A 16,572-nucleotide genomic window follows, 5' to 3' on the forward strand; every position below is an offset into this window, starting at 1 on the left:
TCAGTGCCCGCCGATCTTGCGGAAGCTGTCGGGGGCGTCCGGCGTGGGGCCGCCCGATGGCGCATGGAGCGAGGGCATGTCGACCGGCTCCGGCGCGTCGAGCGGCCCCTCCCACTTGGCGATGACCGCGCTCGCCACCGCATTGCCGATGACGTTGGTGGCGGAACGGCCCATGTCGAGGAAATGGTCGACCGCCAGGATCAGCAGCAGTCCGGCCTCGGGGATGTTGAACATCGGCATGGTCGCCGCGATCACCACCAGCGAGGCGCGCGGCACGCCCGCAATGCCCTTTGACGTGACCATCAGGACGAGCAGCATCGTGATCTGCTGCCCGATCGACAGGTCGATACCGTAAGCCTGGGCGATGAACAGCGACGCGAACGTCATGTACATCATCGACCCGTCGAGGTTGAACGAATAGCCGAGCGGCAGAACGAAGCTGGCGATGCGCGGCGGCACGCCGAACCGGTCCAGCCCTTCGAGGATGCGCGGATAGGCCGCCTCGGACGAGGCGGTCGAGAAGGCCAGGATCAGCGGCGCGCGGATATGCGCGATCAGTTCGCGGACGCGCGGCCCGATGAACAGCGCGGCGACGCCGAGCAGCACGCACCACAGCAGCAGCAACCCCAGATAGAAGCTGCCCATGAAGATGGCGAGCTTGCCGATCACCGACGGGCCCTGCTCGGTCAGGGTGCCCGCCACGGCGGCGAACACCGCGATCGGGGCCACGCGCATGACGTAATCGGTCACCTGCAACATGACCGCGACCAGTGCGTCGACCGCGCGCACCAACGGGGCGGCACGCTCGCCGACCGCCGTGATCGCGACGCCCAGGAACAGCGACCCGATGACGATCTGAAGCACTTCGTTGGTCGCCATCGCCTCGATCAGCGAGGCGGGGACCAGATGGGTGACGAACTTCTGCAGGTCGAACCCGGCCTTCACGACCCCGCTATCGGCGGTCACGGCGGGCAGCGGCAGGTTGAGGCCGACGCCGGGTTGCAACAGGTTGACGAGCAACATGCCCAGGCTGAGCGAGACGAGGCTGGCCGAGAGGAACCAGGCGAGCGAGCGGAAACCGATCCGGCCCAGCGCCCTGGTGTCGCCCATCTGTGCTATGCCCGACACCAAGGTCGCGAAGACCAAAGGCGCGATGATCATCTTGATCAGGCGCAGGAACAGCCCGGTGACGATCGCGAAATAACCGGCGATCGACTTCAACTGCGTCGCCGCCTCCACGCTGCCGTCGTCGAGCGACAGGTTGATCGAAAGTCCGACGATCAGCCCAAGGACCAGGCCGATGAAGATGTACAAGGTCAGCCGCTTGGCCATGCATACCCCAATATAAGTTCCGCGCGCGAGCCAAGGGCATTGCGGCGCTCAGGTCAAGAATTCTATCGTACCCGTCATGCAGACCCTGTTGTCCCGCCGCACGATGATCGCGGCCGCCGCCCTGCCACTCCTCGTCCGGCCGGGGCTGCTGAGCGCGGCCGAGCCCGACCTTTCGGCCGTGCACGACCTCACCGGCGGGGCGGTGCCGATCGGCCCGGCGGAGCGCGCCCGGCGGCTGTCCCGCGCACAGGCCCTTATGAAGGCGAACGGCATCGGTGCGATCCTGATCGAGCCGGGGTCGAGCATGGTCTATTTCACCGGCGTCCGTTGGGGGCGCAGCGAGCGGCTGACCGCCGCGATCCTGCCGGTCGAGGGAGAGCCCTGCATCGTCACGCCGTTCTTCGAGGAACCCTCGGTCCGCGAGACGCTGGCCGTGCCCGCCGAGGTGCGGGTGTGGCAGGAGGACCAGAACCCGCTGGGCGTGGTCGCGGGGTTCCTGCGTGACCGCAAGCTGACCGGCCGCCCGGTGGGGATCGAGGAGACGGCCCGTTTCTTCGCCTTCGACGGATTGCACAGGGCGATGCCCGGCGTCCGGCTGGTGTCCGCCAACCCGGTCGTGCGCGGCTGTCGGATGATCAAGACGCCCGCCGAGATCGCGTTGATGCAGCTGGCGACCGACGTGACCATGGCCGCCTATCGCTGGGTCCATCCGCGCGTCGAGGCGGGGATGACCGGCGCGGAGATCGGCGCGCTGATGAATGCCGCCACACGCAAGCTGGGCGGCAGCCCGGAGTTCAGCATGGCGCTTGTCGGCGAGGCGTCGGCCTATCCGCATGGCAGCAAACAGGTCCACCGGGTCGCGGACGGCCAGGTCGTGCTGATGGACTGCGGCTGTACCGTGCAGGGCTATCAGTCGGACGTGTCGCGCAGTTGGGTTCACGGCACGGCCAGCGCGGAGCAGCGCAAGGTGTGGGACACGGTCGCCCGGGGCCAGCAGGTCGCGCACGGTGCGGCCAGGATCGGCGCGCCTGCGGGCAGCATCGACGATGCGGTCCGGCGCTTCTATGAGTCGCAAGGTTACGGCCCCGATTATCGCCTGCCCGGCCTGTCGCACCGCACCGGACACGGTATCGGCATGGACGGGCACGAGCCGGTCAATCTGGTGCGCGGCGAAGCGACGCCGCTGGCGCCCGGCATGTGCTTTTCCAACGAACCGGGGCTCTATCTGCCCGGCAAGTTCGGCATCCGTCTGGAGGATTGTTTCCATATGACAGAAGCGGGGCCGGTCTGGTTCTCGACGCCGCCGCGCAGCATCGAGGCGCCGATCGGATGAGCGTGGCGCTCGACGAACAGGGTTGCGCGCCGTGGTCGTCCCGGCTGGACGCGGGGGAATTGGCCGAACTGGCCGCCCTGTTTGCCGACTGGCCTGTCGGGCGTCCCGGCCAGCGGATCGACCCGGCCCGTGCCGCTGCCCTGTCCGGTGTTCGGCGGCTGATCGCCGATCAGGCCCCGACGATGCGGCCCGTGCGCGCGTTGCTGTTCGACAAGACCGATGGCGGCAACTGGGCGCTGGCCTGGCATCAGGATCGCACCATCGAAGTGGCCGAGCGACGCGAGGTCGCGGGCTTCGGCCCCTGGACCGTCAAGCAGGGGCGGATACACGTCGCACCGCCGGTGTCGCTACTGGAGCGCATGGTCACGGTCCGGTTCCATCTGGACCCCGTCGATGCGGACAATGCGCCGCTTCTGGTCTCACCGGGATCGCACCGGCTGGGCCTGATTGCTGAGGATGCGATTGCGGGCGTGGTCGACCGGATGGGCGAGGCGGTGTGCCTGGCCGAGGCGGGGACGGTCTGGCTCTACCGCACGCTGATCCTCCATGCCTCGGCCCGTGCCATGCCGGGGCGGCATCGGCGGGTATTGCAGATCGACCTGTCCGCCGATGACTTGCCGGGCGGGTTGCGATACGCTGTCGGAACGGCATGAGGGAGGCGTGACGATGGCGCTGTGGACGGGCTTTGCGAATGGCGCGCTGGGCGTGCTGATCTTGGCGCTGGGGAGCCGTTGGCTGCTGAAGCGTTTTGCGCGGGTCGGGGATGTCCGCCTCGCGGCGTTCCTCTTCACCGCCGGGCTGACCCTCGGGCGGCTGGGGGCGGTGACGCAGCAGGGCGATATGGGCGGGCGGATGCTGGGCATCGGCCTGGGCCTGGCGGCGATCGGGCATCTCTGGTGGTACAAAACGGCATCGCGGGCCGATGCGACGGAGCGCCCTTGATGCGCGACGCTTGAGCGGGGACAAAACCTCGCCTAAGTCGCATCCATGACCTCGACCAACGACATCCGCCGCGGCTTTCTCGACTATTTCGGTTCGCAGGGGCACCAGATCGTGCCCTCCGCACCGCTCGTGCCGCAGAACGACCCGACGCTGATGTTCGTGAATGCGGGCATGGTGCCGTTCAAGAACGTGTTCACCGGGCTGGAATCGCGCCCCTATGTCACCGCGACCAGTTCGCAGAAGTGCGTGCGCGCCGGGGGCAAGCATAACGATCTCGACAATGTCGGCTATACCGCGCGGCACCATACCTTCTTTGAAATGCTGGGCAATTTTTCGTTCGGCGACTATTTCAAGGAACAGGCGATCACCCATGCCTGGACCCTGCTGACCAAGGTCTGGGGCATCAACCCGGAAAAGCTGACCGCCACCGTCTATCACACCGATGACGAGGCGTTCGACCTGTGGAAGAAGATCGCCGGGCTGCCCGAGCACAAGATCATCCGCATCCCGACCAAGGACAATTTCTGGGCGATGGGCGAGAACGGGCCGTGTGGTCCGTGCTCGGAAATCTTCTACGACCATGGCGACCATATCTATGGCGGCCCTCCCGGCAGCCCGGAGGAGGATGGCGACCGATTCGTCGAGATCTGGAACCTGGTCTTCATGCAGTTCGAGCAGGAAGCCAATGAGATCGTCGGCGAACTGCCCAAGAAGTCGATCGACACCGGCATGGGTCTGGAGCGAATTGCCGCCGTCCTGCAGGGTGTCCATGACAATTACGACACCGACACCTTCAAGGCGCTGATCGCCGCTTCGTGCGAGCTGACCCATACCAAGGCCGAGGACGGTCAGAAGGCGTCGCACCGCGTCATCGCCGACCATCTGCGCTCGGCCGGTTTCCTGGTCGCGGACGGCGTGCTGCCCGCCAACGAGGGGCGTGGCTATGTCCTGCGCCGCATCATGCGCCGTGCCATGCGCCACGCGCATCTGCTGGGCGCAAAGGAGCCGTTGATGCACCGGCTGGTCCCGGCACTGGTCGCCGAGATGGGCGCGGCCTATCCCGAACTAGTGCGCGCGCAGCCGCTGATCGAAGCGACCTTGAAGCAGGAAGAGACCCGCTTCCGCCAGACGCTCGACAAGGGGCTGAAGCTGCTCGACGAAGCGACGGCGGGCATGGCGCCGGGCGCGACGCTGGCGGGTGAGACGGCGTTCAAGCTCTATGACACGTTCGGCTTCCCCTATGACCTGACCGAGGATGCGCTGCGTGCGCAGAACCTGTCGGTCGACCGGGCGGGGTTCGACGCCGCGATGGCTGAGCAGAAGCGCGCCGCGCGTGCCGCTTGGAAGGGCTCGGGCGCCAAGGCATCGGATGACGTGTGGTTCGACATCGCCGAGGAAACCGGCTCGACCGAGTTTCTGGGTTACGCATCTGACACCGGCGAGGGTGAAGTGCTGGCGCTGGTCAAGGACGGCACGCGGGTCGACAGCGCAGGCGCTGGCGAGAGCGTTGCGATCATCGTCAACCAGACGCCGTTCTACGGCGAAAGTGGCGGCCAGGTCGGTGACAGCGGCACCATCGCCAGCGACACCGGGTTGAAGGCGGTCGTCACCGACACCTCCAAGCAGCTTGGCCGCGTGTTCGTGCATAATGCCGAGATCCAGGAGGGCGGGATCAAGGTCGGCGACAGCGTGAAGCTGACCATCGACACGACCCGCCGCGCCGCGATCCGCGCCAACCACTCGGCAACGCACCTGCTGCATGAGGCGCTTCGCCAGCGGCTGGGCGGCCATGTCGCGCAAAAGGGCTCGCTGGTCGCGCCCGAGCGTCTGCGCTTCGACTTCTCGCAACCGGTCGGCATGACCGCCGACGACATTGCCGAGGTCGAGGCGAAGGTGAACGAGCAGGTGCGCGGCAACGGCCCGGTCGTCACCCGCCTGATGACCCCGGACGAAGCGATCGAAATGGGCGCCATGGCGCTGTTCGGCGAGAAATATGGCGACGAGGTTCGCGTCGTGTCGATGGGCGAGGATGCGGACGGCACCTACTCCCTCGAACTGTGTGGCGGCACGCATGTGAACGCGCTGGGCGAGATCGGCGTGTTCAAGATCGTGTCGGAAGGCGCGGTATCGAGCGGCGTGCGCCGGGTCGAGGCGCTGACCGGCGAGGGCGCGCGTGCCTATCTGTCGCACCGGGACGACATGCTGAAGGCCGCGGCCGCAACCCTGAAGACCACGCCGGACGAAGTGCCCGCGCGCATCGCCGCGCTGGTCGAGGATCGCCGCCGTCTGGAGCGTGAACTCGCCGAAGCCAAGAAGGCGCTCGCCATGGGTGGCGGCGCCGGCGGCGCGGCGGCGGGACCCGAGCAGATCGGCGAGGTGGCCTTTATCGGCCAGGTGCTCGACGGCTTCGAGGCCAAGGGGCTGCGCGGTGCGGTGGACGACGCCAAGCAGCGTCTGGGCGGATCGGGTGTTGCGGTGATGATCGCGGTCAATGACGGTCGCGCCTCGGTGGCGGTCGGTGTCACCGACGACCTGACGGGCCAGCATAATGCGGTCGAGCTGCTGCGCAAGGCGGTGGCGGCGCTGGGCGGGCAGGGCGGCGGTGGTCGTCCCGACATGGCCCAAGGCGGCGGCCCGGACGGCACCAAGGGCGCCGAAGCGCTCCAGGCGGTTCGAGACGCGCTCGCGGGGTAATATCAACGGCCAAGGGAGAGGACGATGGGCAAGGGGATGACGACGGCCTTCACGACGGGGGCCATGCTTTTCCTGCCATCGTCCCTCGTGGCGCAGACGGCACCGACCACCCCGACTCCGCCGAACACGACCGGCGATCCGGTCGTGGTGACAGCCCGGCCCCAAGCCACCGATGGCGAAGTCCGCGAGCAGGTCATCCACGTTACCGGACGTCCGAACTCGGACATTCCGCTCATGCGGTTCCGCGCGCCGGTTTGTATTGGCACTGCCGGGCTGCCAGTCGCGGCGGGTCAGGAGATACTGCGCCGGATGATGGCGACGGTGCAATCGCTCGGTGTGCCGATGGCGCCTGATGGCTGCCAGCCCAATGTCCTCGTCCTGTTTGCCGATGATCCCCAGGAACAACTGGTGGCGCTTCGGACACGCGCACCGCAGATTTTCGGTGATCTGTCGCGCCCCGCCGTCAGGCGCATCGTGAAGGGGTCGGGCCCCGTTTACAGTTGGAATGCGGCCGTCCGTGTGTCGCGCGATGGCGACCTGGTGTTGCAGCAGGACAATCCCAAGGCCAACTGGCCGGAGATGAAGCTCGGTGCCGCATCGCGCCTGCTCAGCCCGATCCGACAGGACATTGCGGCTTCCGTCGTGATTATCAGGCGACAGGCGCTGTTGAACAAGACGCTCGTCCAGATTGCCGATTATGCGGTCATGCGCACGATGGCGGCCACCCGTCCGGCCGCCGGAATGACCTCTGCGACGATCCTGACCCTGTTCGACACCGAGGCGGTGGCGCCTGCGGAACTCACCGCGTTCGACCGGGGATTGCTGAACGGCCTGTACGACAGCCGCAACCATGCGCGCGGGGTGCAGCAGGTGGCGGACATGACCCGCGCCATTGGGCAGGAAAACGCGGCGAAGTGATGCGTCTGGCTGGGAATGTCTTGGGGATCACGCTCGTTCCGCTGACGTCCGACCACACCTCTCGGCAGGGGCATGCTGATGGTGAAGCCCTGCCAAGCTCGATGATCATGACCGTGCATCCCCGGTTCGGACCGATCCCTGTGATTGAATTTCGCGCAAGCCACGAAAATTCTACGCCGATGTTTCGACCCGCCGCGATGATGCGTTTCGCGTACGACCCATGCCCCACCGGAGACCAGACACCGTGAAACCCCCAAGTGGACGCCGTGACCTGACCGCCGGGCCCATCGGCCGGACGCTGTTGCTCTTCGCCCTGCCGACCCTGGGGTCGAGTGTATTGCAGTCACTCAACGGGTCGATCAATGCGATCTGGATCGGCCAGTTTCTGGGTGAGCGGGCGTTGGCGGCGACGACCAATGCGAATATCATCATGTTCCTGCTGGTCGCCGCGACCTTCGGCTTCGGCATGGCGGCGACGATCCTGATCGGCCAGGCGATGGGGCGGCGTGATGTCGAGGCGGTGCGCCGCGTGCTGGGCTCCGCGCTCGGGCTGTTCGTCGTGATCTCCAGCCTGACGGTTCTGGTCGGCTGGTGGGCGGCGCCCGCGATCCTGCGCGCGCTCGCGACCCCGGCGGAGGTCTATCCGCTGGCGCTCGCCTATCTGCGCGTCATCTTCGTGGCGATGCCGCCGGGCTTCATCTCGGTGCTGCTTACCATGGCGTTGCGCGGTGTCGGCGATTCGATCACGCCGCTGAAGTTCATGGCACTCGGCTCGGTCCTCGACGTCGTGCTGAACCCGGTGTTCATCCTCGGCATGGGGCCGGTGCCTGCCTTGGGGATCGAGGGCTCGGCGGTCGCGACACTGATCGCGAATACCGGATCGCTGCTGGCGCTCGTCACCTATGTCTATGCCAAGGATCTGGTCATTCGCCTGCGCGGTGCGGAGTGGCGCTATCTGCTCCCCACCGCCGAGTTGCTGAAGACCATCGTGGTCAAGGGGTTCCCGATGGGCCTCCAGATGCTGGTCGTCTCGACCTCGGCACTGGCGATGATGGGGCTGGTCAATCGGCACGGCACCTCGACCACCGCGGCATATGGCGCGGCCAACCAGCTTTGGACCTATATCCAGATGCCCGCCATGGCGGTGGGCGCGGCGGTCAGTGCGATGGCGGCGCAGAATATCGGCGCGGGGCAGTGGGACCGCGTCGACCAGATCACTTGGGCCGGGCTTCGCATGAACCTGTTGCTGACCGGCGTGCTGGTGCTGGTCGTGACGTTGCTCGACCGGCACGTCCTGTGGCTTTTCCTGGGGCGCGAGCCGGAGGCGATCGGGATCGCGACGCGGATCAACCTGATCGGCGGGTGGAGCTTCATCCTGTTCGGCGTGTCGATGGTGCTGGCCGCGACCGTCCGCGCCAATGGCGCGGTGGTGGGGCCGCTGATCATCCTGGCGATTTCGATGTTCCCGGTCCGCTTCGGCCTCGCCAACCTGCTCGAGCCGAGCCTGGGCGCGGATGCGATCTGGTGGAGTTTCCCCGCAGGCTCACTGGCCTCGATGCTGATGACCATCGGCTATTATCGCTATGGCGGCTGGCGCAAGGGACGGATCACGGTCGCGGCGACTGAGATGGCGGGCAAGGAGGAATGCGAGGAGCAGGCCTTGGCCGAGGGGCAGCCGACGAACAAGGCGATGCCGATCGGGTGACGATAGGCCCTGCCCCTCAACCGTCCCGCCCGCCGCAGGCGGGTGGGAAGGGAAAGGGGGGGCTTAGACCGGCGCCATCACCTCGATGATGCCCGGTGCGATGCGCGCGGTCACGGGCGTGCGGGCCAGGACTTCGCCGTCGATCGAGATGGGCAGTGGCGGGATGGTGGTGAGCTTGATCTCGCGACCCCGGAAATCGCGCACCTTTTCCTTGCGATACTCGCTGCGCAGGACGCTGGCCGCCCAGTTGACGATCAGGCGGCGCTTCACATGGCCGCACACCGCCTGCACCACGATCTCGCCCGAATCGACGGCCGCCGCTTCCACCAGTTCGGTGCCGCCATGATAGGGACCGTTCGAGATGCGAACCTCGACCACGCGCAGCCGTTCGCGCTTGCCGTCCTGCTCGACGATCAGGGTGAAGGGGCGGAAGCGCAGGAACTGGTACGCCGCCCAGCCCAGATAGCCCAGTCTCCCGGCCACCCGCTTCAGCCCGTGCGGCACCGTCTCGGCGATCTTCGGGCTGATGCCCATCGCCGCGCAGTTGGCATAATAGTCATTGTCGATCATGCCCAGGTCGATACGGCGCGGGCGGCCGGTGCGGATGACTTCGATCGCGCCCTCGATGTTCAACGGGATGCCGAGCGAGCGGGCAAAGCTGTTCGCCGTGCCGAGCGGCAGGACGCCCAGCATCACGTCATGCCCGACCATCAGGTCGACCAGCCCGCTGATCGTCCCGTCGCCACCGCCCAGGATCAGCAGGTCGGGCTTGGCCGCCAGCAGCTCGCGCACCGTCGGCTCCAGATCCTCGGGATCCTCCACCGCGCGGGCGTCGACCTTGTAGGGAAGGCCGGATAGCGCCTCGCAGGCACGGCGGAACATCGCCTGGCCGCGCCGCGACTTGGCGTTCACCACCATCGCTGCCGATCGTATCTCTCTCAAACCGATTTCCTTCCGCCCCCGAAACGCTCGACATGCAACGCTTGGCAAGTGCGGTCCGATCCCGCAAAAGCGCTTTTGATGACCGCATCTTATCCCGCACTTCGCCTTCGTCGTACCCGCGCTTCCGGCTGGAGCCGCAGGCTTCATGCCGAAACGGTGCTGACCGCGGCCGACCTGATCTGGCCATTGTTCGTGACCGAGGGGCAGGGGGTGGAAGATCCGATCGCCAGCCTGCCTGGCGTGTCGCGATGGTCGCTGGACGGTATCGTCGCGCGCGCCAGGGAAGCCGCGGCGCTCGGCATTCCGTGCCTAGCGCTGTTTCCCAACACGCCCTCGCATCTGCGCACCGATGACGGGCGCGAGGCGCTGAACCCCGATAATCTGATGTGCCGGGCGATCGCGGCGATCAAGGATGCGGTGCCCGGGATCGGCGTTCTGACCGATGTGGCGCTCGACCCCTATACCACGCACGGCCATGACGGCCTGGTCGATGCCGCCGGTTACGTCGTCAACGACCGGACCGCGGACGCGCTGGTCCAGCAGGCGCTGACGCAGGCGCGGGCGGGCGCGGACGTGATCGCGCCATCGGATATGATGGATGGCCGCATCGGCCTGATCCGCGCCGCGCTGGAGGGCGAGGGTTTCCACAATGTCCAGATCATGGCCTATGCCGCCAAATATGCGAGCGCCTTCTATGGGCCTTTCCGCGACGCGGTGAATACGCGCGGCCTGCTGAAGGGGGACAAGCGCACCTATCAGATGGACTCCGCCAATGCCGAGGAGGCGCTGCGCGAGGTCGCGCTCGACCTGGCCGAGGGCGCGGACAGCGTGATGGTGAAGCCGGGCCTGCCCTATCTCGACATCATCCGCCGGGTGAAGGACGAGTTCCGCGTGCCCACCTTTGCCTATCAGGTGTCGGGTGAGTATGCGATGATCGAGACGGCGGTGGCGGCGGGTGCGGCCGATCGCGACGCCATGGTGCTGGAGACGCTGATGGCGTTCAAGCGCGCCGGATGCTCGGGCGTGCTGACCTATCATGCCGCCCATGCCGCGCGACTGCTGAACGCCTGATCCCGTCCCCGGTGACCGGCCGCATTCCGAAGCTGGCGGCGCGCGCGCTGTTCGTGGTGACGATCCTGACCGGGTCGTTCCTGCTGTTCCTGGTACAGCCATTGGTCGCGCGCATGGCGCTGCCCCGGCTGGGCGGGGCGCCCGCCGTCTGGAACTCGGCGATGTTCGTCTATCAGGCGCTGCTGCTGGGCGGCTATGCCTATGCCCATGCGCTGGGGCGGTTTCGACCGCGGGTGCAGGCGGGCGTGCATCTGGGGCTGCTGGGCGTGGCGGCGCTGTGGTTGCCGATCGGGTTGATGGCTGTCGACCTTCCCGCCGATGCCGAGCCTGCCTTGTGGGTGCCCTGGCTGCTCGGCTTGTCGATCGGGCCGTTGTTCTTCGCCGTGTCGGCGCAGGCGCCGTTGATCCAGCGCTGGTTCGCGCTCGCGCATCCGGGCCGTAATCCTTACGCGCTTTATGCAGCGTCGAACCTGGGCAGTTTTGCCGGGTTGATCGCCTATCCGCTGCTCGTCGAGCCCGCCATGACCCTGCATGGGCAGAGCCTGTTGTGGAGCATCGGTTACGGCGTGCTGGCCCTGCTGGTGCTGGTCTGCGCGACCTGGCTGCCCGGTTCGGCGAAAGGCGAGGCGGCGGTCGCGACCTCGTCGCCGCCCGGCTGGCGACGCATCGCGCTGTGGACGGCGCTGGCGGCGGTGCCGTCGGGACTGGTGCTGGCGACGTCGACCTATATCACGACCGACATCGTCGCGATGCCGCTGCTCTGGGTGCTGCCGCTGGGATTGTACCTGGCAAGCTTCATCGTCGCCTTTGCGACGCGCCGGGCGGCGGCGGACACGCTGACCCGCATCGCGCCGGTGACGCTGCTGCTGTTCGGCGGCGTCATCATGGGCGGTTATCCCGAGCGGCCCTATTCCAATGTCGCGGTCGCGCTGCTGCTGCTGTTCATGGTGTCGGTGGCGCTGCATACCGCGCTCTACCGCGCGCGGCCTGGGGTCGACCGGCTGACCGGCTTTTATCTGTGGATGGCGGTCGGTGGTGCGCTGGGCGGGGTGTTCGCCGGGATATTGGCGCCAGTGCTGTTCGACTGGACCTATGAATATCCCATCCTGATCCTGGCGGCGGGGGCGTTGATCCCGCAGCAGTTCCTGCTGGCGACGATCCGCGACCTGTGGTGGCGGCATGGCCGCAGGATGTTGGCCGCCATGGCGCTGGCGATCGGCGGGTTGATCGCGTTGCGGATGCTGGGCCCGGCATCCTTGTTCGGCGAGGAGCGGCAGGGCATCGCTTTCCTGGTCATCGCCATGCTGGGCTTCCTGGTGATCGGCGCACGGTGGGGATATGTCCTGCTGCTGGCGGGGGCGCTCGCGCTGTTCGGCGGCTATCGTGCGCTGTCGCTGTCGATGGAACATGACGCGCGGATGCGCAGCTATTTCGGCGTCTACACCATCCGCGACGGGGCGGGGTATCGCGAACTCGACCATGGATCGACCGTGCACGGCATCCAGCTACGCGGGGCGCCTGCGCGGGAACGGACGCCGACGACCTACTATGCCCCCCTGTCGGGCGTCGGCCGGGCGATGCGCGCCGCGCCTTCGCTCTATGGACCGGCGGCGCGGATCGGTGTCGTGGGCCTTGGGACGGGGACGCTCGCCTGTTACGCCCGGCCGGGCCAGCAATGGCGCTTCTACGAGATCGATCCCGTCATCGTGCGCATCGCGCGCGACACCGGGCAGTTCAGCTATCTGCGGCTGTGCCAGCCCGATCCGCTGATTCGGATCGGCGATGCGCGGGTGCGCCTGTCGGCCGAGGCATCGGCCGGCTTCGACCTGCTGGCGCTGGACGCCTTTTCGTCCGACGCGGTGCCAGCGCACCTGCTGACGCGCGAAGCGTTTGCCACCTATGCACGGGTCCTGTCGCGGCGCGGATTGCTGCTCATCCACATCTCCAATCGGTTCGTCGATCTGGAGCCGCTGGTCGCGGCGGCGGCGCGGGACGGGGACTGGACGATCGCCAAGCTGAATTACGTCCCCACCGACCTCGATCGCGAGGAACAGGCGACATCGTCGGTCTGGCTGGCGCTGTCACGCGATCCGGCCGTTCTGAAGGCGCTGGAGGCGGCGGGCGGCGACTGGACGCCTGCGGTCGCCCCGCCGGGCCTCGCAGCGTGGACCGACGATTATTCCAGCGTCCTGCCCTTCATCCGCGAATTCTGACCGGATCAGGCGGCGGGCAGGCTCGCCGACAGGGCCTTGATCTGCTCGGCCTGGCGCGTGGTCAACGCCGTCGCCCGCTCGCGCAGGGCGATCAGCGCCGGATAATCGGGCTTCAGCGCGGCAGCCCGCTTGATCGCCAGGTCGTCGACCTCGGTCAGGATGGCCGAGCCTCGCGCGCGAATTTCGTCGAGCGTCGCCAGTTCGGTCTGCGCCGCCAGCCACGCGTCGCTGCCTACCGCCTGTCCCCGCGCCGCGGCCGCACGCGCCTGCGCCTGATCATGGGCTTTGGTGAATTCGGCCTCGATCGTGTCCAACAGTCGGGTGATCTCGGCGATACGCGCGTCGAGCGCGGGGTCGGGGCGCAGCACGACCGGTTTGGCGGCGGGTTCGGCAAAGCCCTGCTTCTCGACCGGCCTAACCGCCAGCGACGGATAGGGCGTCGTATCACGGTCACGCGCGCACCCCGCGAGGCTCAGGCCGGCGAGCAGGATGGGGGCGAAAAGGGCGAGCGGGGCAAGGCGATTGGGCTTCATCGCAATCCTCCTAACCGGAACCGGGGCAGGGGACCAAATGCCGCAAAGCCATGTCCGGGTCCGGTCCTGCCAAAAATTGTGGATAACCCCAGCAAAGGGGTTGCCAAGATTTGGAAGCGCTTCTATCAGCCCACCTCCACAGCGCGCCCGTAGCTCAGCTGGATAGAGCATCAGACTACGAATCTGAGGGTCGGACGTTCGAATCGTTCCGGGCGCGCCAGTGGATCACAAATCAGGTCTCGACAGAGGCCCCATGCGCGCCCGTAGCTCAGCTGGATAGAGCATCAGACTACGAATCTGAGGGTCGGACGTTCGAATCGTTCCGGGCGCGCCATTTCTGTTCAGCTTTGGGCACTGCGGCACCGTGTGTCTGGGACGCCATGATGGCGCGTTCCAGCATCGCGTTGCGCCCCGTGATCCGCACCTCGCGGTTGCCGACCTCGACGCGGTCGACAAGCAGGTGGATGTATTCCTTGCGCGTCCTGCCGTCCGACTCGTCCAGCTTACGGCGAAGCAGATCGCCGAACTGGGCGATGATCGCAGGCGTGATCCGCCGATCACCGGCGTCGAGCTGCCGTTCGAGGACGGTGATGTCGGCTTGGGTGCTGGCCTTCTGCGCACGGATGTTGCCGAGTTCACTGGCGACTTGCGGATCGTCGGGGCTCAGCGTGTTGTTCCGGATCAGCCTGATTACGCTGGCGCTCTCGCCATCGAGTTGGGTCAGCCGGGCGCGTAGCCGCTTCAGTTCAGCGGCCCGCTCCGCGACGGCGGTAGCCGACCGGTCCAGCCACGTCTGGAGGAGCGTGGTCAGCCGTTCCGGCTGGACGAGATGACGGGTCACGGCGCCGACGACCAGATCGTCCAGCTGCTCCATCGAAACGCGGCGTCCCGTGCACGCGTCCGGGCCGCGCTTGATCCGCGCCGAACAGGCGTAATAGCGATACTGGCCGGATTTGCCGGTGCTCGTCATCATCCCGGCACCGCAACCGTCCCCACCGCATCCGCAGACCGCGCGGCTGGTCAGCAGATTCGTATTCGTCTTCGCGGCCGCTTCGCCCATCCGCGGGTCGCGGTCGGCCATCTGCTGGCGGACCGCGTAGAACGTCTCTTCATCAATGATCGGCGGCACCGGGATCGGCACCCACTCGCTTTCCGGCCGCGTCTAACCGGTGCGAGAATTCCGGCGGTTGAAGATGACATAGCCTATATAGGCGGTGTTAGTCAGGATGTTGTGCAGCGTCCCGATGCTGAACCGCTTGCCCCGGATGCGATAGCCGCGTTCGTTGAGGTGATGCGCCAAGCCCGTGACGCCGATCGGGCCGCTCGCCGTGCCTTCGCGATACGTCTTGAAGATGTACCGCACCATGTCGACCGTCTCGGGGTCGTGCTCCAGCTTCTTGCGGTCCTTGCCGCGCGCATGCGGCACTGTGCAGGTGCGGAAGCCGATCGGCGGCGTCTGGCCGTTCCAAAAGCCGTTCACGGCATTGGCCACCATGGTGCGGCGAACATGCTTGGCGTTCTCGGCCGAATGATATTCGTCAAAGATGGCGAGCATCGACACGGCTAGGTGTTTGATCCCGGCATTTGATGGTGCATCATTGGCGCAATCCTGGAAGGATGCACTATGGGACAGGTTCTACACGGGAGCGCCCGCACAACGGAGGCAGTCCGTCGAGCGATACAGCATAGTCAAGAGAGCCTGAGGGTTCTGGCGAAGCGCCACGGGATCAACCAGAAGACCGTCGCCAAATGGAAGAAGCGCACGGCGGTCAAGGATCTGCCGACCGGGCCGAAGGATCCGCACTCGACGGTGCTGACCATTGAGGAGGAGGCTGTGATCGTGGCCTTTCGCCGGCATATGTTACTGCCGCTGGATGACTGCCTGTACGCGCTACAGGCGACGATCCCGCACCTCACACGCTCGTCGTTGCATCGCTGTCTACAGCGTCACGGGATCAGCCGTCTGCCCGAGGTCACCGGCGACAAGCCCTCGAAGCGCAAGTTCAAGACCTACCCGATCGGCTATTTTCACATCGACATGGGAGTGTCAGGAATTTCGTGTGCGGGCGGGCGGATGAACATCACGCCGCCATGGCCTTGATGAAGCGTTCGCCGAAGATGACGGCGAACTGGGCCTTTGCCATGGTCCACTCACGTGGCGGCATTCTCCACTCTTTTTCCGAGCGGTTCAAGATCAGGTAGAGCAGCTTGGTGGCGGCCTCGTTGCTGGGGAAATGCCCCCGGGCCCGCACGGCCCGGCGCAGCTTCGAGTGCAAGGCCTCTATGGAATTCGTGGTATAGATGATCCGCCGAACCTCGTCGGGAAAGGCGAAGAACGGGATGACCTCGGTCCAGACGCGTCGCCAGCTCTGGCCGATGGCAGGGTAGCGGGTGCCCCACGTGCCGGCCTCGAACGCCCCCAGCGCCTGTTCGGCCGCCTCGGCGCTGGGTGCGCGATAGACCTCCTTCAACGCGGTCGCGAGCCCCTCGCGGTTTTTCCAGGACACGAAGTCCATTGAGTTTGGCAGCAGGTGGACGATGCAGGTTTGAACCACGGCGTGGGGGAGCGAGCCGTTCGATGATCGATCCGGGGGATCGATCATAGGCGAGCGCGGTGATCGCCTCGGGAAAGCCTTTCAGCCCGTCGACGACGGCGAGCAGGATGTCCTCGGTGCCGCGGTTCCTGAGCTCGTTCATGACCCTGAGCCAGAATTTGGCACCCTCGTTCTGCTCCAGCCACAGGCCCAGCACCTCCTTGGCGCCATCGGCACGGACGCCCAGGGTGATCTGGCCCCCGTTTGACCGGACGGATTCAAGCGGTTGCAAAAACCAGTGCGCGATGTTCGCGCGGTGAACGCATTTTGAGCCCTGAATGGGGGTGGTTGTCGT

General features: G+C 66.6%; 13 protein-coding genes, 2 tRNA genes and 3 pseudogenes. 12 read left to right on the forward strand and 6 right to left on the reverse strand.

The window, feature by feature from the left end; translation table 11 throughout:
- Positions 1-1,332 carry a dicarboxylate/amino acid:cation symporter gene (locus SOM26_RS08865; protein WP_320452336.1) on the reverse strand — a complete coding sequence of 444 codons (1,332 nt, stop codon included), beginning with the start codon at positions 1,330-1,332 and terminating at the stop codon, positions 1-3.
- A gap of 76 nt (positions 1,333-1,408) precedes the next feature.
- On the opposite strand from SOM26_RS08865, the gene SOM26_RS08870 reads away from it, so the two are divergent.
- From SOM26_RS08870 to SOM26_RS08895, 6 genes are all read left to right on the forward strand, one after another.
- Positions 1,409-2,665 carry a M24 family metallopeptidase gene (locus tag SOM26_RS08870; protein ID WP_320452337.1) on the forward strand — a complete coding sequence of 419 codons (1,257 nt, stop codon included), beginning with the start codon at positions 1,409-1,411 and terminating at the stop codon, positions 2,663-2,665.
- The gene (locus SOM26_RS08875) at positions 2,662-3,318 is read left to right on the forward strand and encodes a phytanoyl-CoA dioxygenase family protein (RefSeq protein ID WP_320452338.1); all 657 of its coding nucleotides are present in this window, start codon (positions 2,662-2,664) and stop codon (positions 3,316-3,318) included. Before SOM26_RS08870 ends, SOM26_RS08875 begins: the two co-directional genes overlap by 4 nt.
- 13 nt (positions 3,319-3,331) lie before the next feature.
- A complete protein-coding gene (locus tag SOM26_RS08880; protein ID WP_320452339.1) occupies positions 3,332-3,607 on the forward strand; it encodes a hypothetical protein in 276 nt (91 codons plus the stop codon).
- 45 nt (positions 3,608-3,652) lie between these two features.
- Positions 3,653-6,301 carry an alanine--tRNA ligase gene (gene alaS, locus SOM26_RS08885; protein ID WP_320452340.1) on the forward strand — a complete coding sequence of 883 codons (2,649 nt, stop codon included), beginning with the start codon at positions 3,653-3,655 and terminating at the stop codon, positions 6,299-6,301.
- A 24-nt stretch (positions 6,302-6,325) separates the two neighbouring features.
- On the forward strand, positions 6,326-7,219 hold the full coding sequence (locus SOM26_RS08890; RefSeq protein ID WP_320452341.1) for a hypothetical protein: 894 nt from the start codon (positions 6,326-6,328) through the stop codon (positions 7,217-7,219).
- Positions 7,220-7,439: 220 nt separating this feature from the next.
- Positions 7,440-8,924, forward strand: coding sequence for an MATE family efflux transporter (locus SOM26_RS08895; RefSeq protein ID WP_414712036.1), 1,485 nt, complete (start codon positions 7,440-7,442; stop codon positions 8,922-8,924).
- 63 nt (positions 8,925-8,987) lie between these two features.
- On the opposite strand, the gene SOM26_RS08900 is transcribed toward SOM26_RS08895, so the two are convergent.
- On the reverse strand, positions 8,988-9,842 hold the full coding sequence (locus SOM26_RS08900) for a diacylglycerol/lipid kinase family protein (protein ID WP_320452380.1): 855 nt from the start codon (positions 9,840-9,842) through the stop codon (positions 8,988-8,990).
- 102 nt (positions 9,843-9,944) lie between these two features.
- On the opposite strand from SOM26_RS08900, the gene hemB reads away from it, so the two are divergent.
- Both hemB and SOM26_RS08910 read left to right on the forward strand, forming a co-directional pair.
- Positions 9,945-10,937 carry a porphobilinogen synthase gene (hemB, locus tag SOM26_RS08905; RefSeq protein WP_320452343.1) on the forward strand — a complete coding sequence of 331 codons (993 nt, stop codon included), beginning with the start codon at positions 9,945-9,947 and terminating at the stop codon, positions 10,935-10,937.
- 11 nt (positions 10,938-10,948) lie between these two features.
- On the forward strand, positions 10,949-13,150 hold the full coding sequence (locus SOM26_RS08910; protein WP_320452344.1) for a fused MFS/spermidine synthase: 2,202 nt from the start codon (positions 10,949-10,951) through the stop codon (positions 13,148-13,150).
- 5 nt (positions 13,151-13,155) lie between these two features.
- Here the strand turns inward: SOM26_RS08910 and SOM26_RS08915 are convergent, their stop codons facing one another.
- Entirely contained in the window at positions 13,156-13,683 is a 528-nt protein-coding gene (locus SOM26_RS08915) for a hypothetical protein (RefSeq protein ID WP_320452345.1), read from the reverse strand.
- 143 nt (positions 13,684-13,826) lie between these two features.
- On the opposite strand from SOM26_RS08915, the gene SOM26_RS08920 reads away from it, so the two are divergent.
- From SOM26_RS08920 to SOM26_RS08930, 3 genes are all read left to right on the forward strand, one after another.
- Positions 13,827-13,903, forward strand: a tRNA-Arg gene (locus SOM26_RS08920).
- A 37-nt stretch (positions 13,904-13,940) separates the two neighbouring features.
- Positions 13,941-14,017: transfer RNA gene (locus tag SOM26_RS08925), tRNA-Arg, on the forward strand.
- Between the two features lie 30 nt (positions 14,018-14,047).
- Entirely contained in the window at positions 14,048-14,419 is a 372-nt protein-coding gene (locus tag SOM26_RS08930; protein WP_320452346.1) for a hypothetical protein, read from the forward strand.
- A gap of 114 nt (positions 14,420-14,533) precedes the next feature.
- Here SOM26_RS08930 and SOM26_RS17625 read toward each other — a convergent pair.
- Positions 14,534-14,764 (reverse strand): annotated as a pseudogene (locus SOM26_RS17625) (recombinase zinc ribbon domain-containing protein); the annotation flags it as partial.
- A gap of 81 nt (positions 14,765-14,845) precedes the next feature.
- Positions 14,846-15,238 carry a recombinase family protein gene (locus SOM26_RS08935; protein ID WP_320452347.1) on the reverse strand — a complete coding sequence of 131 codons (393 nt, stop codon included), beginning with the start codon at positions 15,236-15,238 and terminating at the stop codon, positions 14,846-14,848.
- Between the two features lie 69 nt (positions 15,239-15,307).
- Between SOM26_RS08935 and SOM26_RS08940 the strand changes: the two are divergent.
- Positions 15,308-15,724: pseudogene (locus tag SOM26_RS08940) on the forward strand (transposase family protein); the annotation flags it as partial.
- Positions 15,725-15,764: 40 nt separating this feature from the next.
- Here SOM26_RS08940 and SOM26_RS08945 read toward each other — a convergent pair.
- Positions 15,765-16,470, reverse strand: a pseudogene (locus SOM26_RS08945) (IS256 family transposase); the annotation flags it as partial.
- Positions 16,471-16,572: the final 102 nt, after the last annotated feature.

It is taken from the genome of Sphingomonas sp. CFBP8993 (genome assembly GCF_034044895.1).
Lineage (GTDB): Bacteria > Pseudomonadota > Alphaproteobacteria > Sphingomonadales > Sphingomonadaceae > Sphingomonas.